Annotated in this window: 22 protein-coding genes and 1 tRNA gene; 9 read left to right on the top strand and 14 right to left on the bottom strand. The window is 68.3% G+C overall.

Translation table 11 applies throughout. The features are described from left to right. Positions 1 to 87: 87 nt before the first annotated feature. Complete coding sequence (locus tag IT40_RS05925) at positions 88 to 1110, top strand: cytochrome-c peroxidase (RefSeq protein WP_052095761.1); 1023 nt, start codon at positions 88 to 90, stop codon at positions 1108 to 1110. A 68-nt stretch (positions 1111 to 1178) separates the two neighbouring features. On the opposite strand, the gene IT40_RS05930 is transcribed toward IT40_RS05925, so the two are convergent. After that, complete coding sequence (locus tag IT40_RS05930; protein WP_036751846.1) at positions 1179 to 1760, bottom strand: YceI family protein; 582 nt, start codon at positions 1758 to 1760, stop codon at positions 1179 to 1181. A 277-nt stretch (positions 1761 to 2037) separates the two neighbouring features. On the opposite strand from IT40_RS05930, the gene rpsF reads away from it, so the two are divergent. From rpsF to IT40_RS05950, 4 genes are all read left to right on the top strand, one after another. Further along, on the top strand, positions 2038 to 2442 hold the full coding sequence (gene rpsF / locus IT40_RS05935) for a 30S ribosomal protein S6 (RefSeq protein ID WP_036751761.1): 405 nt from the start codon (positions 2038 to 2040) through the stop codon (positions 2440 to 2442). Between the two features lie 18 nt (positions 2443 to 2460). Then, positions 2461 to 2688 carry a 30S ribosomal protein S18 gene (gene rpsR, locus IT40_RS05940; RefSeq protein WP_011747229.1) on the top strand — a complete coding sequence of 76 codons (228 nt, stop codon included), beginning with the start codon at positions 2461 to 2463 and terminating at the stop codon, positions 2686 to 2688. A gap of 12 nt (positions 2689 to 2700) precedes the next feature. After that, positions 2701 to 3285 (top strand): 50S ribosomal protein L9, encoded by a 585-nt coding sequence (rplI, locus tag IT40_RS05945; protein WP_036751763.1) that lies wholly within the window; start codon positions 2701 to 2703, stop codon positions 3283 to 3285. A gap of 158 nt (positions 3286 to 3443) precedes the next feature. Further along, positions 3444 to 4178, top strand: a complete 735-nt coding sequence (locus tag IT40_RS05950; RefSeq protein ID WP_036751765.1) for a hypothetical protein — start codon at positions 3444 to 3446, stop codon at positions 4176 to 4178. 185 nt (positions 4179 to 4363) lie between these two features. Here the strand turns inward: IT40_RS05950 and tig are convergent, their stop codons facing one another. Both tig and gltX read right to left on the bottom strand, forming a co-directional pair. Then, a complete protein-coding gene (gene tig, locus IT40_RS05955) occupies positions 4364 to 5698 on the bottom strand; it encodes a trigger factor (RefSeq protein WP_036751768.1) in 1335 nt (444 codons plus the stop codon). Positions 5699 to 6504: 806 nt separating this feature from the next. Next, positions 6505 to 7830 (bottom strand): glutamate--tRNA ligase, encoded by a 1326-nt coding sequence (gene gltX, locus IT40_RS05960; RefSeq protein WP_036751770.1) that lies wholly within the window; start codon positions 7828 to 7830, stop codon positions 6505 to 6507. Between the two features lie 78 nt (positions 7831 to 7908). On the opposite strand from gltX, the gene IT40_RS05965 reads away from it, so the two are divergent. Both IT40_RS05965 and IT40_RS05970 read left to right on the top strand, forming a co-directional pair. Continuing rightward, positions 7909 to 8316 (top strand): metallopeptidase family protein, encoded by a 408-nt coding sequence (locus IT40_RS05965; RefSeq protein WP_036751772.1) that lies wholly within the window; start codon positions 7909 to 7911, stop codon positions 8314 to 8316. Next, a complete protein-coding gene (locus tag IT40_RS05970; RefSeq protein ID WP_036751848.1) occupies positions 8316 to 9281 on the top strand; it encodes a 1-phosphofructokinase family hexose kinase in 966 nt (321 codons plus the stop codon). Before IT40_RS05965 ends, IT40_RS05970 begins: the two co-directional genes overlap by 1 nt. Here the strand turns inward: IT40_RS05970 and IT40_RS05975 are convergent. From IT40_RS05975 to rpmH, 10 genes are all read right to left on the bottom strand, one after another. After that, a complete protein-coding gene (locus tag IT40_RS05975) occupies positions 9278 to 9796 on the bottom strand; it encodes a SixA phosphatase family protein (protein WP_036751774.1) in 519 nt (172 codons plus the stop codon). The two genes, IT40_RS05970 and IT40_RS05975, sit on opposite strands and share 4 nt — an antisense overlap. Positions 9797 to 9903: 107 nt before the next feature. Continuing rightward, positions 9904 to 10803, bottom strand: coding sequence for an acetylglutamate kinase (gene argB, locus IT40_RS05980; protein WP_036751776.1), 900 nt, complete (start codon positions 10801 to 10803; stop codon positions 9904 to 9906). A gap of 61 nt (positions 10804 to 10864) precedes the next feature. After that, entirely contained in the window at positions 10865 to 11515 is a 651-nt protein-coding gene (yihA, locus tag IT40_RS05985) for a ribosome biogenesis GTP-binding protein YihA/YsxC (RefSeq protein WP_036751778.1), read from the bottom strand. Next, positions 11512 to 12270 carry an MOSC domain-containing protein gene (locus IT40_RS05990; RefSeq protein ID WP_036751779.1) on the bottom strand — a complete coding sequence of 253 codons (759 nt, stop codon included), beginning with the start codon at positions 12268 to 12270 and terminating at the stop codon, positions 11512 to 11514. Before IT40_RS05990 ends, yihA begins: the two co-directional genes overlap by 4 nt. Next, positions 12267 to 14174: a membrane protein insertase YidC gene (gene yidC, locus IT40_RS05995; RefSeq protein ID WP_036751850.1), complete on the bottom strand. Its 1908-nt coding sequence runs from the start codon at positions 14172 to 14174 to the stop codon at positions 12267 to 12269. The genes IT40_RS05990 and yidC overlap by 4 nt, the downstream gene beginning before the upstream one ends. 407 nt (positions 14175 to 14581) lie before the next feature. Further along, positions 14582 to 15862: an EAL domain-containing protein gene (locus tag IT40_RS06000; RefSeq protein ID WP_036751780.1), complete on the bottom strand. Its 1281-nt coding sequence runs from the start codon at positions 15860 to 15862 to the stop codon at positions 14582 to 14584. A 60-nt stretch (positions 15863 to 15922) separates the two neighbouring features. After that, positions 15923 to 16816: a tRNA 2-thiocytidine(32) synthetase TtcA gene (ttcA, locus tag IT40_RS06005; protein ID WP_036751781.1), complete on the bottom strand. Its 894-nt coding sequence runs from the start codon at positions 16814 to 16816 to the stop codon at positions 15923 to 15925. Positions 16817 to 16861: 45 nt separating this feature from the next. Further along, positions 16862 to 17104: a membrane protein insertion efficiency factor YidD gene (yidD, locus tag IT40_RS06010; RefSeq protein WP_036751782.1), complete on the bottom strand. Its 243-nt coding sequence runs from the start codon at positions 17102 to 17104 to the stop codon at positions 16862 to 16864. Beyond that, entirely contained in the window at positions 17101 to 17544 is a 444-nt protein-coding gene (gene rnpA / locus IT40_RS06015; RefSeq protein WP_036751784.1) for a ribonuclease P protein component, read from the bottom strand. The genes yidD and rnpA overlap by 4 nt, the downstream gene beginning before the upstream one ends. Positions 17545 to 17576: 32 nt before the next feature. Then, on the bottom strand, positions 17577 to 17714 hold the full coding sequence (gene rpmH, locus IT40_RS06020) for a 50S ribosomal protein L34 (RefSeq protein WP_011747211.1): 138 nt from the start codon (positions 17712 to 17714) through the stop codon (positions 17577 to 17579). Between the two features lie 238 nt (positions 17715 to 17952). Here rpmH and IT40_RS06025 point away from each other — a divergent pair, with 238 nt between their 5' ends. Next, positions 17953 to 19383 carry an ATP-binding protein gene (locus IT40_RS06025; RefSeq protein ID WP_036751786.1) on the top strand — a complete coding sequence of 477 codons (1431 nt, stop codon included), beginning with the start codon at positions 17953 to 17955 and terminating at the stop codon, positions 19381 to 19383. 93 nt (positions 19384 to 19476) lie between these two features. Then, positions 19477 to 19553, top strand: a tRNA-Arg gene (locus IT40_RS06030). Between the two features lie 386 nt (positions 19554 to 19939). Here the strand turns inward: IT40_RS06030 and ptsP are convergent. After that, positions 19940 to 22183 (bottom strand): phosphoenolpyruvate--protein phosphotransferase, encoded by a 2244-nt coding sequence (ptsP, locus tag IT40_RS06035; RefSeq protein ID WP_036751788.1) that lies wholly within the window; start codon positions 22181 to 22183, stop codon positions 19940 to 19942. Between the last annotated feature and the right edge of the window lie 29 nt (positions 22184 to 22212).

The raw sequence follows: 22212 nt of genomic DNA on the forward strand, positions 1-22212 counted from the left end.
ACGCGCCCACCAAGCCAAAGGAGGCCCCACGTGAAACTCGTCCCCTTTCTGACAGCGACGAGTCTTGCCCTGTCCGCTCTGCCGGTCATGGCGCAGACTGAAGCCATCGACAACGGCGCCCTGCGCGAGGAAGCCAAGGGGGTGTTCGAGGCGATTCCCGAAAAGATGACCGCCATCAAGCAGACCGAGGACAATCCCGAAGGCATCCCTCTGACCGCCGAGAAGATCGAACTGGGCAAGGTGCTGTTCTTCGACCCGCGCATGTCCAGCTCCGGGCTGATCTCGTGCCAGACCTGCCACAACGTCGGCCTTGGCGGTGTGGACGGCCTGCCGACCTCGATCGGGCACGGCTGGCAGAAAGGGCCGCGCAACGCCCCCACCATGCTGAACGCGATCTTCAACGCCGCGCAATTCTGGGACGGCCGCGCCGGCGACCTTGCCGAACAGGCCAAGGGTCCGGTCCAGGCCGGTGTCGAGATGAGCAACACCCCCGACCAGGTGGTCAAGACCATCAACTCGATGCCGGAATATGTCGAATCCTTCAAGGCCGCCTTCCCCGACGAAGCGGACCCGGTGACCTTCGACAATTTCGCCATCGCGATCGAGCAGTTCGAGGCCACGCTGGTCACGCCCAACAGCGCCTTCGACCGCTTCCTTGCCGGCGACGATGCAGCGATGACCGACCAGGAAAAACGCGGGCTGCAAGCCTTCATCGAAACCGGCTGCACCGCCTGCCACTATGGCGTGAACTTCGGCGGGCAGGACTATCACCCCTTCGGCCTGATCGCCAAGCCCGGCGCCGAGGTGCTGCCCGCCGGCGACAGGGGCCGCTACGAGATCAGCCAGACCGTTGACGACGAATATGTCTTCCGCGCCGCGCCGTTGCGCAACGTCGCGCTGACCGCGCCCTATTTCCACTCGGGCGTGGTCTGGGATCTGGCGGAAGCGGTGCAGATCATGTCCTCGGCGCAGCTTGGCACCGAGCTGACCGATGAGCAGGCCGACGACATCACCGCCTTCCTGGGCACGCTGACCGGCGATCAGCCGGTGATCGACCACCCGATCCTGCCGGTGCGCACCGACTCCACGCCGCTGCCCACGCCGATGTAAGGCGCGGCAGGCGAGACACGAAAAGGGGCCCTCGCGGGGCCCCTTTTGCTTGCGGTCCGGCCGGCGGATCACTCGGCCTTGACGGCCTCGACGGTGATCTTGATCTCGACCTCGTCCTCGACCGCCGGGGCGAACTTGCCCAGGTTGAACTCGGAACGCTTGATCTCGGCCTCGGCATCGAAGCCGGCGGCCTCCTTGCCGGTCATGGGATGGGCGGCAATCTGGTTCAGGTCGACATCCAGCACCACCTGCTTGGTCACGCCGTTCAGCGTCAGATCGCCCGTGACCTTCGCCTCCTTGTCGTCCTCGGGCTCGACCTTGGTCGACTTGAAGGTCGCGACGGCGCCGCTGGCATCGGTGTTGAAGAAATCCGGCCCGAACAGGTGCTTGTCCAGCTCCTCGGAGACGGTGCGCAGCCCGGACAGCGGGATGGTCGCCTCGACGCTGGAATTGGCCGGGTTCTCGGCATCCAGCGTCAGCTTGCCGGTGACGCCGTTGATGATGCCGGTGCTGGTCGAAAAGCCCATGTGGTTGTATTCAAAGACGACTTGGCTGTGCGAGGGGTCGAAGTCATAGACCACGGGCTCGGCCATCGCGGCACTGGCGCCAAGCAGGCCGATCGCGGCGACAGGGGCGAGGATGGATTTCATGCTGAACTCCCGATTGAAAAAGATCATGATGGTTCTGCCAGAAAATGCCCGCGCATCAACAAGGGTTTCCTGACATTTTCGTGTTTCGCCGCAGCGCGGAAACAGTATCGCCGCAGGGGCGACTTTCCGGGGTTTCCGGGCATTTATCCTTGCATTCCCCGGCCTGCCCGCTATAAGGCCGCATCCTTCCGCAAATGCGAAACCGGCGCAGCCTCTCGTGGCGGGGCGCGGAAGGGCTGTCCCGCCGTTGAAGTGCGCCCCGATGAAAGGTGCAGACATGCCGCTTTACGAGCATGTGCTGATCGCCCGCCAGGACCTGTCGAACGCGCAGGCCGAGGGGCTGATCGAACATTTCTCGACCGTGATCGCCGACAATGGCGGCAAGGTCGTGGACAACGAATACTGGGGCGTGCGCACGCTTGCCTACAAGATCAACAAGAACCGCAAGGGCCATTACGCCTTCCTGCGCTCGAACGCCCCCTCGGCCGCCGTGCAGGAGATGGAGCGCCTGGCCCGCCTGCATGACGACGTCATGCGCGTGCTGACCGTCCGCGTGGACGAGCACAAGGACGGCCCCTCGGTCCAGATGCAGAAGCGCGACGAGCGCGAGCGCGGGGATCGTGGCGACCGCGGGGATCGCGGCGAGCGTCGCGAGCGTCGCGACCGCGACGACCGGAACTAAGGGAAAGGAACCAGGATCATGGCCAACAAACCCTTCTTCCGCCGCCGGAAAGTCTGCCCCTTCTCGGGCGACAACGCCCCCGCCATCGACTACAAGGACACGCGCCTGCTTCAGCGTTACATCTCGGAACGCGGCAAGATCGTGCCCTCGCGCATTACCGCCGTCTCGGCCAAGAAGCAGCGCGAACTGGCGCGCGCCATCAAGCGCGCCCGCTTCCTCGCCCTGCTGCCCTATGCCGTGAAGTAAGGAGAGACGATCATGCAAGTCATCCTGCTGGAACGCGTGGCCAAGCTGGGCCAGATGGGCGAAGTCGTGAAGGTCAAGGACGGTTTCGCGCGCAACTACCTCTTGCCGCAGGGCAAGGCGCTGCGCGCCTCGGACGCCAATATCCAGGCGTTTGAAGCCCGCAAGGCCGAACTCGCCTCGCGCAACGACGAAACCCGCGCCGAAGCCGAAAAGACCGCCCAGAAGCTCGACGGCCAGACCTTCGTCATCATCCGCTCCGCCTCGGACGCGGGTGCGCTCTATGGCTCGGTCACGCCGCGCGACGCCGCCGATGTCGCCAATGCCGAAGGTTTCGCGATCGAGCGCCGCCAGGTCGTCCTGACCGCCCCGATCAAGGATCTGGGCCTGCACGAGGTCCGCGTGCATCTGCACCCGGAAGTCGACGTCATCATCAAGCTGAACGTCGCCCGCTCGCCCGAAGAGGCCGAGCTGCAAGCCTCGGGCAAGTCGATCCAGGAACTGGCCGCCGAAGAGGAAGCCGCCGCGGAATTCGAGATCGCCGAGCTTTTCGACGACATCGGCTCGGCCGGCCGCGACGAGGACGAAGCCGCGAACTGATCGCGCCTTTGCCGGAACAGGGAAAAACGCGCCGTAACCGGCGCGTTTTTTCATGCCCGCATGGCAACGTCCCCTTGCCTCAACCACGGGTTCGGCGGAACATTCGCCGGGCTGCGGGGTTGAAACGCAAAGCGCCCTTCGCCAGAGGATTTGCCGGCATGCATCACCAGGACGACCAGCCGCCCATCACCCATACCCCGGCCGACGAGACCAGCCAGACCCGCTTCGGTCCCCGCCCGGTGCCCGAGGGGCATCGCCGGCCACCGGGCCCGGTGGAATCGCGCCGCATCCCGCCGCATGGCGATGTCTCGCCCGACGGCAGCCATCCATGGCCGCGTCCCTCGCGCGGGGCAAAATGGCTGGTCTGGGGCGGCACCGGGCTGGTGGCCGCGGCCTTGACCGCCGGCACGGTGATCGCGGCGCGGCACCTGATCGACCTGGTCTCGGACGACGACGGCCCCGCCCGTCCACGCGGCACAGGCACCCCGCGTCAGGCCCCCAAGGCCCCGCACGAGCCCAGGCCCAAGACGCAACCCGCCCGGCCTGTCCCGCAGGGCCGGCGCCGCCCGCCGCGGCAAAGCCTGCTGCAAGAGGTCGAGGCCAATACCGCCAACCTGACCAGCGGCGTCGAGAACGTGATGCAGGCGCTGACCGCCGCCGTGACCGGCTTCCGCTCGGTCGCCGGCCAGGCCAGCACCATCGTGCAGGAATTCGGCGATGCCGCGGCGATCATCCGCGACATCATCGACCGCAAGCCCGCGCCGCAACCCCGCAAGCCCCGCCGCGAGGCGCATATGCCGGACCTGCGCGACGACCCGCTGCTGCACGACCCGATGGAGGGCCCGGACCCCGGCGGCCCGGCCGATCACGACCCGCGCCTTCACCGGCTCTGACGCGGAACGGCCCTTGACCAGCCGGTGCCGCCAGCAGCGCGCTGCGGCTCGGCTGTCCGGCTTCTTCGTTGCATAAATACCCATCTGCGCCACCGCGCCCCGCGCCCCGCCCTGGCCAGCGGGGCGCGGCAATGAAAAAGGCCGCCCCCGCGGGACGGCCCTTCTTTTCGCGGCAAGGCAGCGGATCAGAGCTGATCCAGCGCCTCGATGGCCTTTTCCAGCTCTTCCTTGGTCACGGATTTCTCCGAAACCTTGGCGCCCTCGACGATATGGTCGACGACCTTGTCCTCGAAGAGCGGCGCGCGCAGCTGCTGCTGCGCCTGCGGGTTCTGCTGGATGAACTCGAAGAAGGCGCGCTCCTGGCCGGGATACTGACGCGCCTGGCGCAGCACGGCCTGGGTCATCTCCTGGTCCGAGACGGTGATCTCGGCCTTCTGGCCGATCTCGGCCAAGAGCAGGCCCAGGCGGACGCGGCGCTCGGCAAGCGTCTTGTGCTCGTCCGTCGGCTCGATCTCGCCATGGTTATGGCCATGCTCCTCGGGGTGTTCCTCGTGCCAGAGCTGATGCGCGATCTGATGCGCCTCGGCCTCGACCAGCGAATCGGGCAGGTCGAACTTGACCAGCTCGTCCAGCTTGTCCAGCAGCGCGCGCTTGAGAACCTGGCGCGAGGCGCCCTTGTATTCCGCCTCCAGCCGCTCGCGGATCTGGCCCTTCAGCGCGTCCAGGCTTTCGGCGCCGAATTTCTTGGCCAGTTCGTCGTCGATCTCGGCCGCTTTCGGGGCCTTCACCGCCTTGACGGTGGTCTCGAAGATGGCGTCCTTGCCGGCCAGGGCCGGATGGCCGTAATCCTCGGGGAATTTCACCTCGACCTTGATCTCGTCGCCGGCCTTGGCGCCGACCAGCTGTTCTTCGAAGCCGGGGATGAAGCTGCCCGAGCCCAGCACCAGCGGATAATCCTCGGCCGAGCCGCCCTCGAAGGCTTCGCCGTCGACCATGCCCTTGAAGTCGATCACGACCTGGTCGCCGTCCTTGGCCTTGGTGCCCTTCTTGCGGTCCTCGAAGCTCTGGGCGTTCTTGGCCAGGTTCTCCAGCGCCTCGGTCACCTGCTCCTCGCTGGCCTCGACCACCAGCCGCTCCAGCTCGACGCCGGACAGGTCGGTTTCCGGGATGGCGGGCAGCGCCTCATAGGCGACGGTGACGACGACATCGTCGCCCTCTTTCCAGGTCTCGCCGTTGACCATTTCGATCTTGGGCTGAAGGGCGGGACGGTCGCCCGATTTCTCCAGGTGGTCGCGCAGCGCCTTGTCGATGGCCTCCTGCATGGCATCGCCCATGATGCGCTGGCCGAACTGCTTCTTCAGCAGCGCCATCGGCACCTTGCCCTTGCGGAAGCCCTTCATCTCGACCTCGGGCTGGGCCTCTTTCAGCTTCGCATCCACCTGCGCCGCCAGATCGGCCGCAGGCAGGGTGAATTCATAGCCCCGCTTCAGCCCTTCGTTCTGGGTTTCCTTGACCTGCATTTGTCTTCCTTCATCCACGAACCATCGTGCGGGTCCGAGGCATTACAGCCTCGCCGGCGCCGGAACCTGCCGTCCCGCGCCTCCGCCTGTTTCAGCGCGCTAGCTATGGGATTTCGGCCCGCATAGCAAGGAGGAAGGCGGGAATCGCCGCCCTCCCGCCGGGTTTCGCGCGCCGTCGCAAGCCGCGCGCCGCCAGGGATCCTGCCAGAAACCGCCCAGCCCCCACCCCCCCCCCACGCGAGAGCGAAAAGCGCCGCCACACCCCTTGGTTGAATTGTGCATTATCGCCTCATCCACCCTGGCCCATGCGCCCGGACCGGTTGACGCAAGGGCAACCGGGATGAGCGATCTTCCGCCAGCAGGCCCGTCTTGCAGCCGCAAGTTGCAGCCGCCGGAATATCAACGGACTGCCATTATTAGGTCAGCAAACGCAACCTAACTTATGGATATATTCCCTTCCCCGCCCCGGCGGTGCATACAGGCATCGTTGCGTAAGCGGTTGTTTGTTAACCTTGGTAAACGGTTCTTTGGTCATGTGTTCAAAACTGACCGGGCGGGTGCGCATCCTTGTTCCCGCCCGGTTGTGCGCCGGCAAGGGATTGCGGGATTCCCTCTGTCCTGGTTGCGTCATTATTGGGCATGGTTCGGCCCGACTCGCCCCTGGCGATTCCCGCATCTGGATATATCAGACAAAAAGGTCGAAACCGGCCCCCTCTCGCAGCAGGGTCCGGTCGGCCTTCAATCAGCCTTGAAACGGCAAAGGCCGCCCCTGCAGGCGGCCTTTTCGCATGGGGTCCGCCGCGGGCTCAGCCGCGCGCGCGCACAACCTGCAACAGCGGCATGACCTCGGACATGTCCGGCCCATGTGCCTGGCCGGTCAGGGCCTTGCGCAGCGGCATGAACAGGCCCTTGCCCTTGCGGCCGGTCGCCTGCTTGACCGCATTGGTGAACTCGCCCCAGGTCGCGTCGGTATAGGGCGGCGGCGGCAGCAGCTTCATCGCCTCGGCGATGAAATCGGCGTCCTCGGGGTCGATCTGCGGCTCGGCCCCCTGCGAGAAGATCTGCCACCAGCCGGCCAGGTCGTCCAGCCGGGTGATGTTCTGCGAGGCGACGCACCAGAACCGCTCGGCCAGCTCGTCGGGCACGCCAAGCGCGGCGATGCGGTCCCTGACCTCGGCAAGGGGGCGCGACTGGTTCGCCTCGCGCGTCAGCGGCCACAGATCCTCGGCGTCGAACTTGGTGGGCGAGGCGCCGAATTGCGACAAGTCGAACCCTTCGGCCAGTTCGTCCAGCGACATCCGCAGCTCGACCGGCTGCGACGACCCCAGCCGCGCCATCAGCGACAACAGCGCCTCGGGCGCCACGCCGCTTTCGCGCAGGTCGCGGATCGACAGCGTGCCCAGGCGCTTGGACAGTTCCTCGCCCTGCGCGCCGGTCAGCAGGCTGTGGTGGGCAAAGGCCGGCGGCTCGGACCCCAGCGCACGGATGATCTGGATCTGCGTCGCGGTATTGGTCACGTGGTCGGCACCGCGCACGATATGGGTCACGCCCATGTCGGCGTCGTCGACCGAGCTGGCGAAGGTGTAAAGCACCTGCCCGTCGGCGCGGATCAGCACCGGGTCCGAAACGCTGGCCGCGTCGATCGAGATCTCGCCCAGGATGCCGTCGGCCCATTCGATCCGCTCCTGGTCCAGCAGGAAGCGCCAATAGCCGGCGCGGCCCTCGGCACGCAGGCGGTCCTTGTCCTCGGGCGAAAGCTTCAGCCCGGCGCGGTCATAGACCGGGGGCTTGCCCATGTTGAGCTGCTTCTTGCGCTTCAGGTCCAGCTCGGTCGGGGTCTCGAACACCTCGTAGAGCCGGCCGGCGGCGCGCAGCCCCTCGGCCGCCTCGGCATAGCGGTCCAGGCGGTCCGACTGCCGCTCGATCCGATCCCAGGTCAGGCCCAGCCATTCCAGGTCGCGCTGGATGCCGTCGGCATATTCCTGCTTGCTGCGCTCGCGGTCGGTATCGTCCAGGCGCAGGATGAAGGTGCCGCCCGCCTTGCGCGCGATCAGATAGTTCATCAGCGCCGTGCGCAGGTTGCCGACATGGATGTGGCCGGTGGGCGAAGGGGCGAAACGGGTGGTGGTCATGGGAGGTCTCCTGTCGGCTTCGCTCTTTCACAAACGGCGGTTTTTGTCCATATCGGGACCAAAGACAGAGGTAAGCCGATGCTGGACTGGAAGAATGCCGAGGCCCCCGACGCGGCCATGATCGAGGAACTGGCGCGCGAGGCCATCGCCGGCCTGCCGCCGGCATTCGCCGGTCCCGCCGCCCAGGTGGTGCTGCGCATCGAGGATTTCGCCAGCGAGGAATTCCTGGACGAGCTGGAGATCGACGACCCGCTGGAGTTGACCGGGCTTTACGACGGCGTGCCGATGACCGAGAAATCGCCCAGCGACCCGCAGCATTTTCCCGACACGGTCTGGCTGTTCCGCCGCGCCATCCTGGACGAATGGGCCAGTCGCGGGGACGTGACGCTGGGCCAGCTGGTCGCCCATGTCGTGGTGCATGAATTCGCCCATCACTTCGGCTGGTCCGACGACGACATCGCCGCGATCGACCGCTGGTGGGAATGATGGAGCAGGCGCCGATCCTGACCATCACGCTGAACCCGGCGCTGGACGTGACCACGGGCGTGCGGCAGGTGGTGCCCGACATCAAGCTGCGCTGCGAAGCGCCGCGCTTTGATCCGGGCGGCGGCGGCATCAACGTCAGCCGCGCGATCCGCGCCATGGGCGGCGACAGCACGGCGCTGGTCGCGCTTGGCGGCGCCACCGGGCAGCGCATCGCCGAACTGCTGGCGGAAACCGGCGTCCCGCTGATGACCCTGCCCGCACCGGGCGAGACGCGGCAGTCCCTGACCGTGGACGACCGCACCATCCGCCAGCAATACCGCTTTGTCATGCCCGGCCCGGAATGGTCCGCGGCCGATGTCGAGGCCGCGCTGGAGGCCGCCGCCGACGCCGCCAAGCCCGGCGCGCTGGTGGTGCTGTCCGGCTCGAACCCGCCGGGCGTGCCGGCGGGCTTTGCCGCGCTTCTGGCCGAGCGGCTGCGCGGGACCGGCGCGCGGCTGGTCGTGGACACCTCGGGGCCGGCGCTGGCCGAGGTCGCCGCCGCCACCGACCGCCGGGTCGAGATCCTGCGCATGGACGACGAAGAGGCCGCGGGCCTGGCCGGCCATCCCCTGCCCTATCGCGCCGACACCGCGGGTTTCGCGGCCAGCCTCGTCGCCTCGGGGGCGGCGCATGGGGTGATCGTGGCGCGCGGCCGCGACGGCAATATCATCGCCACCGACCAGGGCATCTGGCATGCCGAGGCCGCGCGGGTGCAGGTGGTCAGCAAGGTCGGCGCCGGCGACAGCTTCCTTGCCGGCTTCACCCTGGGCCATGCCCGCGGCTGGCCGGTCGGCGAGGCGCTGGGGCTGGCGGCGGCCGCCGCCTCGGCCGCAGTGCAGACGCCGGCCACCGAGCTGTGCCGGGGCGAGGATGTCGAGCGGCTGTTCGCCGCCCGCGTGGTGACGCAGATGCGGGGGCCGCGCTAGCCGCGGCCGTCCATGCGCACGAAGTCCAGCACGCTGCCCTGCGCCGGGGCCAGTTCCGACCAGTCGTCGATCTGGAAATCGACGACCAGCGTCGCCGCCGTCGGATAGCGGCGGAAATCCGGGTCCAGCGGCGCGCGCGCCGGCAGCATGCCGGCAAATTCTGCGATGCCGGGATTGTGGCCGATCATCATCACCGTCGGCGCCGAGGCGCTGCGCAGGATCTCCAGCATCTTTTCGGGCGCGGCGTGGTAAAGGCCGGGCTCGTATCGGATATGCGGCCGCACCTCCAGCGGGGCCATGGCGATGCCGGCCCAGGTCTCGCGCGTGCGCTCGGCGGTCGAGCACAGCACTTCCTCGGGCTCGTAGCCGCGGCTGGCCAGCCAGTCGCCCAGCTCGCGGGCCGAGCGGCGGCCGCGCGCATTCAGCGGCCGATCATGGTCGGGCTGCGCCGGATCGTCCCAGGACGATTTCGCATGGCGGGTCAGGATCAGACGGCAGTGCCCGAGTGGAGTCATCGAATTGCCTTTTCGGCCATGCGGTTAAGATTACGCGACGTCGCCGAGCCTGCCATAGCTTCCGCGGGGCGGGCAAGCCTTCTCTTTGGGGCGCAACGTCGCGCCGCTCACAGGCCGCTGTCGCCCTGGCGCAAGCCGCGCGGCTTGACCCGCGGCTCGGTCGAGCGGATCAGCGAGCCGGCGCCATGTTCGGTGAACAGCTCCAGCAGGCAGGCATTGGGCACCCGCCCGTCCAGAATCACCACGGCCCGCACCCCTTCCTCCAGCGCCTTCAGCGCCGTTTCGGTCTTGGGGATCATGCCGCCGGCGATGGTGCCCTCGGCGATCATCGCCCGCACCTGGTCGGGATGCATGGCCGTCACCACCTCGCCCGAGGCGTCCTTGACCCCCGAGACATCGGTCAGCAGCAGCAGCCGGTCGGCCTTGAGCGCGCCGGCGATCGCGCCCGCGGCGGTGTCGCCGTTGACGTTGAAGGTCTCGTTATCCTCCATCCCTGTCGCCACCGGGGCGATGACCGGGATCAGCCCGGCGTTGTAGAGGTCGCGGATGATCTGCACGTTCATCTCGACCGGGCGGCCGACGAAGCCCAACTCCGGGTCGTCCGGCTCGCAGACCATCAGGTCGTCGTCCTTGCCGGAAATCCCCACCGCGCGGCCGCCGGCATCGTTGATCGCCTGCACGATGCGCTTGTTGACCAGGCCCGACAGCACCATCTCGACCACCTCGACGGTTTCGCGGGTGGTGACGCGCTTGCCGCGCACGAAGCGGCTTTCGATGCCCAGCCGGCCCAGCAGGTCGTTGATCATCGGCCCGCCGCCGTGGCAGACGACCGGATGGATGCCCACCTGCCGCATCAGCACGATGTCGCGGGCGAACTCTGCCATCGCCTCGTCGTCGCCCATGGCATTGCCGCCGAACTTCACCACCACCACCGCGCCCGAATACCGCTGCATATAGGGCAGCGCTTCCGAAAGAGTGCGGGCGGTGGCGATCCAGTCACGGTTCATGTTCTGCTTTCTCATCAGGGGCCCCTGTTCGTCGCACCCGACCCTAGGACGCGGGCGCCGATCAGTCCAGAGCGGCTATGATGGCGCGCAAGGTGGCGATGCCCTGCCCCTTGTCCGAGCTTGTGATCACAAGTTCGGGATAGGCGGCGGGGTGCTTTTGCAGCGCCTCCTGCACCTGCGCGACCGTCGCCTCCATGGCCTGCGCACCGATCTTGTCGGCCTTGGTCAGCACCACCTGGAAGGGCACGGCCGAGCGGTCGAGCAGCTTCATGATCTCATGGTCCACGTCCTTCACGCCATGGCGCGAATCGATCAGCGCAAAGGCGCGGCGCAGGGTCGGCCGGCCGGCCAAGTAGTTCTTCAGCAGCGCCTGCCATTTCGCCACCACCGCGACCGGGGCCTTGGCAAAGCCATAGCCCGGCAGGTCCACCAGATAGGCTTGCTCGCCCAGGGTGAAATAGTTGATCTCTTGCGTGCGGCCCGGCGTGTTCGAGGCGCGGGCCAGGCCGTTGCGGCCGGTCAGAGCGTTGATCAGGCTGGACTTTCCGACATTCGAGCGGCCAGCGAAGCAGACCTCGGGCCGGTCGGCGGGCGGCAGCCCGTCCATGGCGACGACGCCCTTCAGGAAATCGACCGGCCCGGCAAACAACTTGCGCGCCGCCTCGGCGGTTTCTGCATCGGGCTCGGGGGCGATGGGAAAGGCAACCTTCATGCGCGCACCTCGTCACCCAGGGCAATGTCGCCGCCGGTCACCACCTCGGCATAGATGCCGAAATCGCGATGGCCGAACTGGGCCTCCAGCGCCTCGGGCATGTCGATGTCGATGCGGCTGGTCGTCGGGTCGGCGCTGGTCGCCGGGCAGCGGCCGATGGTCTCGGTCACGCGCAGCTCGACCCCGCCCAGGGTCAGCACATGGCCGATCAGCTCGCGCTCGGCATAGGGCGCCCAGCCCTCGAGCCACAGGTTCCCGCGCCAGCGCTCGATGCCAAGGGGCTGGCCCAGCCGCCCTTCCAGATCGGCAAGGCTCGACAGCGACAGGATCGAGATCCAGGGCTGGCTCACGTCGGTCCAGCCGGTCGGGCCGCGCACCAGCCGCGTCGGCGCCGGCTTGTCCTGGGGCCAGAGCGGGCGCACCCATTCGACCAGCCGCGGCCCCTCGGCCTCGGGGTCGAAGTCCAGGTCGGGCAGGTCGGGATGGGTCAGGCGGATGCGGCCGCCTTCCGCCCCCTCGCCCCAGCCGCCGCAAACGGCCTGCAGCCCGGCCGAGGCCGCGCCGCGCAGGAAGCAGGATTTCGGCAGCCAACGCTGCGGCACCGCGCCGGCGTGACGCTCGCCCCCTTCGGTCAGCAGCGCCCAGAGCCGGTCGCCCGGCAGGCGCCGCGCCGCATCCAGCCGGGTGCGGGGCAGATCCTCGCCGCCGATCGCCTTGATCGGGTGCCGGCGTATCCGGGCGACGCGGGCGGTCATTTGCCGCCCTTGTCCCCGCCCTTGTCCCCAGCCTTGGCCCGCGACGGCAGGCTGGAGCGGATATTGCCGAAGAAGTCGGGCCGGTGGCCGTGCATCGACATGATGGTGTATTGCTGGATGATGGTGATGGTGTTGTTGGTGATCCAGTACAGCACCAGCCCCGAGGCAAAGCCGCCCAGCATGAACATGAACACCCAGGGCATCCAGGCGAAGATCATCTTCTGCGCCGGATCGGTCGGGGCCGGGTTCAGCTTCTGCTGCATCCACATCGAGATGCCCAGCAAAATCGCCAGCACCGGCAGGGTGAAGCTGTGCAGGAAGCTGCCCTGGCCCGGCGCCGCCCAGGGCAACAGGCCGAACAGGTTCCACAGGCTGGACGGGTCGGGCGCGGCAAGGTCGCGGATCCAGCCGATCCAGGGCGCGTGGCGCAGCTCGATGGTGACGAAGATCACCTTGTAGAGCGCAAAGAAGATCGGGATCTGCAGCAGCACCGGCAGGCAGCCCGCGGCGGGGTTCACCTTTTCGCGCTTGTAAAGCTCCATCACCTCTTTCTGGAACTTCATGCGGTCGTCGCCGGTGCGCTGCTTGACGGCCTCCATCTCGGGCTGGAGTTCCTTCATCTTGGCCATCGAGATGTAGGACTTGCGCGCCAGCGGAAAGACCAGCAGCTTCAGCACGAAGGTCAGCGCGATGATCGCCCAGCCCATGTTGCCGATCATGCCGTGCAGCCAGTGCAGCAGGCGGAAGATCGGCTTGGTCAGGAAATAGAACCAGCCCCAGTCGATCGAATCGACGAAACGGTCGATGCCGGGGGCTTCCTGGTAGCCGTTGATGACCTCCCAGACCTTGGCGCCGGCGAACAGATAGCTCGCGCTGGTGGCGGTCGCGCCGGGGGCGACGGTCTGCACCGGCATCCGCGCCTCGGTCTGGTAGATGTCGGCGCCGGGGGCGTATTTCACCACCGCGGTAAAGGACTGGCCGGGCGCAGGCGCCAGCGTGGTCATCCAGTACTTGTCGGTAAAGCCGATCCAGCCGTTTTCCTGCACCTCGATCAGCTGCGCCGGCCCCTCGCCCGGCAGCGGGTCGAGCTTGGCCATGTCCTTGTATTTTTCTTCCAGCAGCTTGCCGTCGGTCATCCCGACCGCGCCCTCGTGCAGGACGAAGAAGTTCTGGGTGTCGGGCTTGCCGTGGCGCGCGAGGATGCCATAGGGCGCCGCCGAGAAGGGGGCGGCCGCAGTATTTTCCAGCGTCTGGGTCACGGTGAACAGGAACTTGTCGTCCAGCTCATAGGTGCGGCGGAAGATCTGGCCGGCGCCATTGTCCCAGCGCAGCGTGACCGGCTGGCCGGGGGCCAGGGTCGAGCCGGATTCGACCTCCCACACCGTGGCCGGGCCGGGGACCAGGGCGGGATCGGTGCCGGCGGCCGGCATCCAGCCATAGACCGCGTAATAGGGTTTCTGCACCGCGACCTCGGCATTGCCGCCCGGCGCGACCGGGCTGCCTTCGGCCCGCACGGTGGTCTGCGCGGTGGGCGACAACAGGCGGACAAAGGGCGAGCGGGGATCCAGCGTCTCGTGATAGCCGGTCAGTTCCAGGTCGTCGACGCGGCCGCCCGCCAGCGAGATCGTGCCCGCGAGCGAGGGGGATTCGATCCTGACCCGCCCGGCATTGGCGGAAGGGTCGCTGCTCGTTGCCGCGGCTTCCAGTTCCGGCGCCGCGCCCTGCGGCACCGCGCCGGGCGTCGCGGGGGCTCCGGTCTCGGGCTGGGCCGCGCCTTGGGTGCTGGCCGGCACCGTATCCTGCGCGGGCGGCACCGGCTCGGGGGCGAAGAAGATCGACCAGACGAGCATGACGAGGGCGGAAAGCACCATCGCCAGGATGAGGTTGCGGTTGTTGTCTTGCATGCCGGACCAGCCCTTCGTCGTCACCCAGTCTGAGGGTTCGGGCCGCTTCAACAGAAGCGACCGGCAAAGGTCAAGGGAATTTGCCCGAAAACCGGGTCGGTTTCCATCCCGACGCAACGCCCCGCCTGTCCCGACCCCCTATTCGACTCGGCCCGTCCGGTCTGTCCGTCCGGCCCCTGGCTTGCCGGGCCGCCGCCAAGGCGCGTCCTGTCGCCCAGGCGCATGCCGCAAGCAGGGGGGCGAAGCTTGCCGGCGTGAAGCCGCCCTTCGGCTCCCGGCCAGCGAGGCGCATGCCGCGCGCGGGCGAAGCTTGCCAGTCCCGCACGAGGCGGGGCGGTCAGATGGCGTTCGGCGCATGCCGCGGGCAGGGCGAAGCTTGCCCCCGGCAGCACGACCGCCCCCGGCCTTCATGCCTTGCGGCGCAGCTCGAAGGGCGCGGGCAGCGCATGGTCGCGATCCAGCAGGAAATCGTCCACCGCCGATGCGTCCAGCGGCAGCGCCACCGCCGGTCCCTGCACCGCGTTGAAGCCGATCTGGGCCAGGAAGGCGTTCTCTTCCTGCGTGGCCACCCCGTCGGCGACGGTCGCCAGGCCCAGGTGTTCCGCCAGGGCCAGGATGGCCAGGATCATGCGTTGCTGGTCGGCACGCAGGTCGCAGCCGGCGATGAACTCGCGCCCGATCCGCACCCGGCCGATGCCGAAGCGGCGCAGGTCGTCCAGGCCGGCGCTGCCGGTGCCGAACCCGCCCAGGGCCAGCGAACAGCCCGCGGCGATCAGGCGCTGCAGGCTGGCGGTCACCGGCATGCGGCCGCCGCCGCGGCCGATCGGCTCGCTCACCTCGATTTCCAGCCGCTGCGGGGCCAGGTCGTTGCGGTCCAGTTCCCACAGGATCGTGTCGGCGATGGCGGCATCGCCCAGCATGCGGTCGGACAGCGGCAGGGACAGCAGCGGCACCGGCCTGCCCAGACGATCCCAGCCGCGCAGGCCGGCGAAAGCCTGGCGCAGCAGCTCGGCCACGACCTGCCCCAGCACCGCGTCGTCGAGCCGAGGCGCCACCTCGGCCAGATCGCAGCCCTCGCCATCGTCCATCCTCATCCGCGGCAAGGCCCGCAGCGCCCGGACCTGCCCGGTGTCGCAGCAAAGCTGGGGCTGGAACAGCACCCCCACCCGGTCGAGCGCCGAGACCGCCAGCCCGCCCGGCTCGGCCTGCGCCCCCGTCTCGACGAAGCGGATCTGGCCCGCGGCCGAAAACGGGCTCAGCCCCTGCAGGGCCATGCGGCCATGGGCGTAAAGCGCCGCAGCCTCCTGCCGGCCGGTCTCGTCGCTGACGATGGCGGCGTTCATCACCGGACAGATGCGCAGGTCCGGCAACACGATCCCCTCCGCGCAGATGGCCTGCAGCCGCGCCAGCAGGCCCGGCACCGCCTGCTGACGGCCGATGGCGAATAGCCCCAGGATCTCGCCACAGCCCTGGCTGCGGCCCTGCGGCAAAAGCCGCAGCTCCGCCACCAGCCGCAGCAAGAGCCTGTCCAGCATCTGCTCCAGCAGGGCGGGGCCGATGCTGGCGCGCAGCATCTCGACATTCTCGACCCGCAGCACCAGCGCGAGCCGGGTTCTGCACTGCGCCGCACCCTGCCCCCTGACCAGCCTTGCCAGCCCCGAGGCAGCCCCAGCGATTCCGTAAGCCATTGCCTGATCCGAATCTTGTTGCACGGATCGCAGCCTAGGCCGACGAAGCTTTTCGTTCCGTTAATGTTCGCGCAGGATCGGCACGTCTTTTTCGCTAAAATCCGACATATCCGGTATCAGCGACGTGAAATCGAATAGCTTGGGGTCCGGCAGATGCGAGGGGCGCACGTTCATCAGCGCCCGGAACATGACCTGGCGCCGGCCGGGCGCGCGCGTTTCCCATTCGTCCAGCAGCTTCTTGACCTGCATGCGCTGCAAGCCCTCCTGGCTGCCGCAAAGGTCGCAGGGAATCACCGGATAGTTCATCGCTCGGGCGAAGCGGTCGCAATCGGCCTCGGCCACGAAGGCCAGCGGGCGCAACACGTTCAGGTCGCCTTCCTCGTTCAGCAGCTTGGGCGGCATCGAGGCCAGCCTGCCGCCGTGGAACAGGTTCATGAAGAAGGTTTCCAGGATGTCGTCGCGGTGATGGCCCAGCACCACGGCCTGGCAGCCCTCTTCGCGGGCGATGCGATAGAGATTGCCGCGCCGCAGCCGCGAACACAGGCTGCAATAGGTCCGGCCCGCGGGCACCTTTTCCTTCACGATGGAATAGGTGTCCTGGTATTCGATGCGATGCGGCACGCCGCGCTCGGTCAGGAACTGCGGCAGCACCGTCGCCGGAAAGCCCGGCTGGCCCTGGTCGAGGTTGCAGGCCAGCAGTTCGACCGGCAGCAAGCCGCGCCATTTCAACTCGTGCAGCACGGCCAGCAGCGTATAGCTGTCCTTGCCGCCCGACAGGCAGACCAGCCAGCGGTCGCCGGGGCGGATCATGTCATAGGTCTCGATCGCGGCGCGGGTCTCACGCACCAGGCGCTTGCGCAGCTTGCGGAACTCGGTCGAGCCGGGCGCGCCGCGAAACAGCGGATGGATCTCCTCCGCCTCATGGTCCTGGGTTTCGCCGGTCTCGTCCCGCATCTGTCGATCCTTGTCGCGCCCTTGCGCCCTGATGAAAGCGCCGCCTCAGTCCTGCGGCGTCGTCTCGCTGCCCGGCACCGGGTCGAAGCCATGCCCGCCCCAGGGATGGCAACGGCAGACCCGTCGGGCCGCCAGCCAGCCACCCTTGGCCGCGCCATGCCGCTCGAGCGCCTCGAGCGCATAGGCCGAGCAGGTCGGCTGGAAGCGGCAGCCATGCCCGACCCAGGGGCTGGCCACCAGCCGATAGGCCCGCACCGGCAGCGCCAGAAGATGCGCCAGCGGGGTCACGTGCCATCCCCCCGCGCGCCATGCACCCGAGAAAGCGCCGCCGCCAGATCGGCGCGCAGCTCGGCAAAGCCGCGCTCGACCGTGGCGCCGGGGCGACCGACCAGCACGTAGTCCCAGCCCGGCCGCGCCGCGCCCGGCATGACCTCGCGCGCCAGCGCCCGCAGCCGGCGCTTGGCACGGTTGCGCGTCACGGCATTGCCCAGCTTTTTCGAACAGGTGAAGCCGACCCGGATCGCCTGCCCCGCCTCGCCCTCGGGGCGGCGGCGGGCCTGGAGCAGAAAGCCGGCCGTGCCCTGCCGCCGGGCAGAGGCGGCGCGCAGGAAATCCGCCCGCTTGCGCAGGGTTTCCAGCCGCGGCCCCGAAACAGCAGAAGCCGCCCTGTCCGGCATCGCATCTGCGCGGGTCCGGTCAGCGGCGGCGGCTTTGGGGGTGCTGTCCATCACGGCAAGCCCACGCCCTGCGGCGCGCGGGCTTACGCGCTGAGGGTCTTGCGGCCCTTGGCGCGGCGGGCGTTGATCACGCGGCGGCCGCCCTTGGTCGCCATGCGCGCGCGAAAGCCGTGGCGGCGGGCGCGAACCAGGTTCGACGGCTGGTAGGTGCGTTTCGACATCTTTCAACTCCGGGTCGGGGCGGGTCAGGGTATGGGCCATCGGCCCACGCAGGACGCGCCGGTCATTCGAGGCCCGCTGGATAGTCGCCCCCGCAGCCCAAGTCAACCACATTGAAAGGATTTCGCGGCTGCGGCAGGTTCGGGGGAACCGGGACCATGTCACGCAGGTTTGAACTGCACAATGTCAGCCACTATGTGATGCAACGGCGCCGCGACGAGGGGAATAGCAGAACCGACCATGTCCCTGAATAGCTTATCGGGCCGATTCGCGGTGATCACCGGCATTTTCGTGCTTCTGGCCGAATTGCTGATCCTGTTGCCCTCGATCGCGAACTATCGGCTGGATTTCCTGGAATCGCGGCTGGAGCGCGCGCAGATCGCCAGCCTTGCGCTGCTGGCGACCGACGAATCGCTGGCCGCGGACCTCGAATCGGAACTGCTGGAGAACGCCGGCGTCTTCAACGTCGTGCTGCGGCGCAACGACGTGCGCCAGCTGGTGCTGTCCTCGCCGATTCCGGGGCCGATCGCGGCCACCTACGACCTGCGCGAACAGCCGTTCTGGACCTCGATCCGCGACGGGCTGGCACAGCTGGCCGATCCGCAGAACCGGGTGATCCGGGTCATCGGCGCGCCGGTGAACCAGGCCGGGCAGCTGATCGAGATCACCACCGACACCCAGCGGCTGCGCAACGAGATGATCGACTACGGGCTGCGGCTCCTGCTGATCTCGGCCGCCTTCTCGGTCCTGACCGCGCTGCTTCTGAACCTGGCGGCGCAGCGGCTGCTGCTGGTGCCGATCCGGCGCGTCATCAGCCACATGACCGCCTATGCCAGCGCCCCCGAGGACGCGCGCTCGATCATCACCCCCGACGCGCGCCTGACCGAGTTGAACGAAGCCGAGACCGCGCTTGCCGCCATGCAGCGCACCGTCACCTCGGCGCTGAAGCAGAAGGACCGGCTGGCGCAGCTGGGCCAGGCGGTGGCGCGCATCAGCCACGACCTGCGCAACATCCTGACCACGGCGCAGATATTCGCCGACCGGTTGGAAACCAGCGCCGACCCGGCCGTGCGCCGCGCCGCGCCCAAGCTGGTGAACTCGATCAGCCGGGCGGTGAACCTGTGCGAGACGACGCTGGCCTTCGGCAAGGCCGAGGAGCCGGCGCCCTCGCTGTCGCGCTTCAACCTTTCGGCGCTGGTGGGCGAAGTGACCGAGGGCGAGGCGCTGGCCTCGGACCATCCCGAGGGCGCCGAGCCGATCGAATTCCTGACCGACGTGCCATCGAGCCTGACGATTCGCGCCGACCGCGACCAGCTGTTCCGGGTGCTGTCGAACCTGGTGCGCAATGCCCGCCAGGCGATCGAGGCCACGCGCCGGCCCGGCACCATCGAGATCGGCGCCGGCGAGGACGAGCAGGAATGGTGGATCCGCATCGGCGACACCGGCCCCGGCCTGCCGAAGAAGGCGCGCGATTTCCTGTTCCAGCCCTTCTCGGGCGGCTCGCGCAAGGGCGGCACCGGGCTTGGCCTTGCCATCGCCGCCGACCTGGTGCGCAACCACGGCGGCCGGCTGGAGCTTTTGCGCAGCGACGAAGAGGGCACGCAGTTCATCCTGCACCTGCCGCGCGAGCTGGCGGGCCTGGCCTCGCAGGCCGAGGCGACGGCGGGCTAGGCCGCGCCCGCGGGTTTTCCAAAAAAGTTTTCGACACGGGTCGTTTTGGCCTTGCGCCCCCCCGGCGCTCACTCTAAATCACCGGCTCACAGCGGACCCGTAGCTCAGCTGGATAGAGCACCAGACTACGAATCTGGGGGTCGGGCGTTCGAATCGCTCCGGGTCCGCCATTGAATTTCCAGACATCATTGCCCCTCTTGGGCGGCCTTGTCTTTCGAGGCTTGACCTGTGCAGGCGGGCACGCAGCAGTAAATCGGCGTCCCGCGCTTCGGCCAAAGCCGGGCGCCCGGCCAGTTCGTGCTTGCGGTCGAAAGAGGGCGCGGGATGGCGCCCACCGACCGCGGCGGCCGAAGACGCTTGAAAGCGCGGACCTGTCCGGCGAGCGCGCCGGTGCAGGGTCCGGGACGTCGCGATGGACCGTGGCCCCCTGTGGTGCCATGGCAAGACCATGGACGCCGAAAATCGGCCTTGCGGCATCGCGATTCGGCGCAGGCAGCGCCGCGGCGGCGGCCTGCGACGGCCCTCCGACCGCGATACGGCGCAGCCGGCGGGCCGGCTACTGCCGCGCCAGCCAGTCGGTGATGCAGCGGCGCAGGTTCGTCTCGCCCAGGGTGCGGGCGTCGTCGATCAGCCGCTTCAGTTCGCCCAGGTCCACGCGCCGGATCAGGTGCTTGACCGGCCCGATCGAGGCCGGGCGCATCGACAGCCGCCGGAAACCCAGCGCCGCCAGCGTCACCGCCTCGATCGGGCGGCCGGCATCCTCGCCGCAGAACGACACCGGCACCCGCGCCTCGTCGCAGCGCCTCACGATCTGGTCGAGCAGCGAGATGAACGAGCTGTTCAGCGTGTCATAGCGCCGCCGCACCCGCTCGTTCTCGCGGTCGGCGGCAAAGAAGAACTGCTTGAGGTCGTTGCCGCCGACCGAGATGAAATCGCACATCTCGAAGAACTTCTTCGGCGCGAAGGCCAGCGAGGGCGTCTCGAGCATCGCGCCGACGCGGATGTCCGAGGGCATGGCATGGCCGAGCCGCTGCTCGCGCGCCAGCTGCTCCATCAACAGCTTGTGCGCCTCTTCGAACTCGCCCATCTCGGTGATGAAGGGGAACATGACGTAAAGCGGCCGCCCCACCGCGGCGCGGATCAGCGCCTGGAGCTGCATCCGCAACACGCCGCGCTTGTCGAGGCCCACGCGGATCGCCCGCCAGCCCATGGCCGGGTTCGGCTCGTCCTGCGGCTTCATGTAGGGCAGCACCTTGTCCGAACCGATGTCCAGCGTGCGGAACATCACCGGCTTGCCATGGGCATTGTCCAGCACATGCGCGTAAAGCGCCGCCAGCTCGCCCCGGCGGGGGACGCGGGTGCGGGTCAGGAACTGCAACTCGGTGCGGAACAGCCCCACCCCCTCGGCGCCCGAGCTTTCCAGGCTGGGCAGGTCGGCCATCAGCCCGGCATTCATGTAAAGCTGGATCGTCGTGCCGCATTTCGCGGTGGCGGGCAGGTCGCGCAGCCCGGCATAGCGCTTTTGCGCCTCGGCCTGCATCGCCATCTTGTCGCGGAACGCCTTGGCGACCGATTCCTCGGGGCGCAGATGCACGGTGCCCATGTCGCCGTCCACCAGGATCAGGTCGCCGTTCAGCGCCTCGGAGGTGACGCGCTCGGCATGGATCACCAGCGGGATCGCCAGCGCCCGCGCCACGATGGCGGCATGGCTGCCGACCGAGCCCTCTTCCAGCACCACGCCCCTGAGGCGCCGGCCGTAATCCAGCAGCTCGGCCGGGCCGATGTTGCGGGCGACCAGGATCGGGTCGTCGGGCATCTCGGCCCCGGTGTCGCGGCCCTGCCCGGTCAGGATGCGCAAGAGCCGGTTCGACAGGTCGTCCAGATCGTGCAGCCGGTCGCGCAAATAGGGATCGGCGGCGCTTTCCAGCCGGGCACGGGCCTGGCTTTGTTCCTTTTCCACCGCCGCCTCGGCCGAAAGCCCCAGCTCGATGGCCTCTTCCATCCGGCGCAGCCAGCTGCGGGAATGGGCGAACATGCGATAGGTTTCCATGACCTCGGCCGAATCGCCCGAGCCCATGTCCGAGGCGGCCAGCATGGAATCGACCGTGGTGCGCAGCATGGCCACCGCCTCGATCAGCCGGGCCTTTTCCTTCAGCGGATCGTCGGCGACCGGGTTCGTGACCACGACGCGCGGCTCGTGCAGCCAGACACGGCCCTCGGCCGCGCCCTCCTGCGCGGTCGAGCCGCGGAACATGACCGGAAAGCGGTGCTGGAGCGGCAGGCTGTCCGCCTGCGAGCCCAGGAAGGCGCCCAGCTCGGCCATCTCGGCCAGCACCATGGCGACGACCTCCAGGCCGTAGACCTCGTCCTCGTTGAACTGGCGGGCATCGCGGGACTGCACCACCAGGACGCCCAGCCGCTCGCCCACGCGCTGGATCGGCACGCCCAGGAAGCTGGAATAGACCTCTTCGCCGGTCTCGGGCATGTAGCGGAAACCGGGCTCGGCCGGGGCATTGGCGGTGTTCACGTGCCGGCCCGAGCGGGCGACGCGGCCGACCAGCCCTTCACCCAGGCGCAGCCGGGTCTTGTGGACCGATTCGGGCTTCAGACCCTCGGTGGCGCAAAGCTCCAGCGTGGCGGGGTCGCGGAAAAGATAGATCGAGCAGACCTCGGTCCCCATCGAATCGGCGATGTGATGGGTGATCTGGTCCAGACGGTCCTGGCCGCCCCCAGGGGCGGCCAAGGTTTCGCGCAGCCGCCGCAGCAGCTTGCGCGAGTCGCTGTCCTTGCGTTCGGGCATAATCCTCCCGCTTCAGCCTATCGGCCCGG

Source organism: Paracoccus versutus, assembly GCF_000763885.1.
Taxonomy (GTDB): domain Bacteria; phylum Pseudomonadota; class Alphaproteobacteria; order Rhodobacterales; family Rhodobacteraceae; genus Paracoccus; species Paracoccus versutus.

Bases quoted from the DNA above. Each gene is read 5' to 3' on its own strand.
- IT40_RS05930 (WP_036751846.1), bottom strand. From the start codon at position 1,760: ATGAAATCCATCCTCGCCCCTGTCGCCGCGATCGGCCTGCTTGGCGCC.
- IT40_RS05950 (WP_036751765.1), top strand. From the start codon at position 3,444: ATGCATCACCAGGACGACCAGCCGCCCATCACCCATACCCCGGCCGAC.
- IT40_RS05925 (WP_052095761.1), top strand. From the start codon at position 88: ATGGCGCAGACTGAAGCCATCGACAACGGCGCCCTGCGCGAGGAAGCC.
- gltX (WP_036751770.1), bottom strand. From the start codon at position 7,830: ATGACCACCACCCGTTTCGCCCCTTCGCCCACCGGCCACATCCATGTC.
- rpsF (WP_036751761.1), top strand. From the start codon at position 2,038: ATGCCGCTTTACGAGCATGTGCTGATCGCCCGCCAGGACCTGTCGAAC.
- IT40_RS05975 (WP_036751774.1), bottom strand. From the start codon at position 9,796: ATGACTCCACTCGGGCACTGCCGTCTGATCCTGACCCGCCATGCGAAA.
- rpmH (WP_011747211.1), bottom strand. From the start codon at position 17,714: ATGTCGAAACGCACCTACCAGCCGTCGAACCTGGTTCGCGCCCGCCGC.
- IT40_RS05970 (WP_036751848.1), top strand. From the start codon at position 8,316: ATGGAGCAGGCGCCGATCCTGACCATCACGCTGAACCCGGCGCTGGAC.
- IT40_RS05965 (WP_036751772.1), top strand. From the start codon at position 7,909: ATGCTGGACTGGAAGAATGCCGAGGCCCCCGACGCGGCCATGATCGAG.
- IT40_RS05990 (WP_036751779.1), bottom strand. From the start codon at position 12,270: ATGACCGCCCGCGTCGCCCGGATACGCCGGCACCCGATCAAGGCGATC.
- IT40_RS06025 (WP_036751786.1), top strand. From the start codon at position 17,953: ATGTCCCTGAATAGCTTATCGGGCCGATTCGCGGTGATCACCGGCATT.
- yidC (WP_036751850.1), bottom strand. From the start codon at position 14,174: ATGCAAGACAACAACCGCAACCTCATCCTGGCGATGGTGCTTTCCGCC.
- argB (WP_036751776.1), bottom strand. From the start codon at position 10,803: ATGAACCGTGACTGGATCGCCACCGCCCGCACTCTTTCGGAAGCGCTG.
- rnpA (WP_036751784.1), bottom strand. From the start codon at position 17,544: ATGGACAGCACCCCCAAAGCCGCCGCCGCTGACCGGACCCGCGCAGAT.
- IT40_RS06000 (WP_036751780.1), bottom strand. From the start codon at position 15,862: ATGGCTTACGGAATCGCTGGGGCTGCCTCGGGGCTGGCAAGGCTGGTC.
- ptsP (WP_036751788.1), bottom strand. From the start codon at position 22,183: ATGCCCGAACGCAAGGACAGCGACTCGCGCAAGCTGCTGCGGCGGCTG.
- rpsR (WP_011747229.1), top strand. From the start codon at position 2,461: ATGGCCAACAAACCCTTCTTCCGCCGCCGGAAAGTCTGCCCCTTCTCG.
- rplI (WP_036751763.1), top strand. From the start codon at position 2,701: ATGCAAGTCATCCTGCTGGAACGCGTGGCCAAGCTGGGCCAGATGGGC.
- ttcA (WP_036751781.1), bottom strand. From the start codon at position 16,816: ATGCGGGACGAGACCGGCGAAACCCAGGACCATGAGGCGGAGGAGATC.
- tig (WP_036751768.1), bottom strand. From the start codon at position 5,698: ATGCAGGTCAAGGAAACCCAGAACGAAGGGCTGAAGCGGGGCTATGAA.
- yihA (WP_036751778.1), bottom strand. From the start codon at position 11,515: ATGAAGGTTGCCTTTCCCATCGCCCCCGAGCCCGATGCAGAAACCGCC.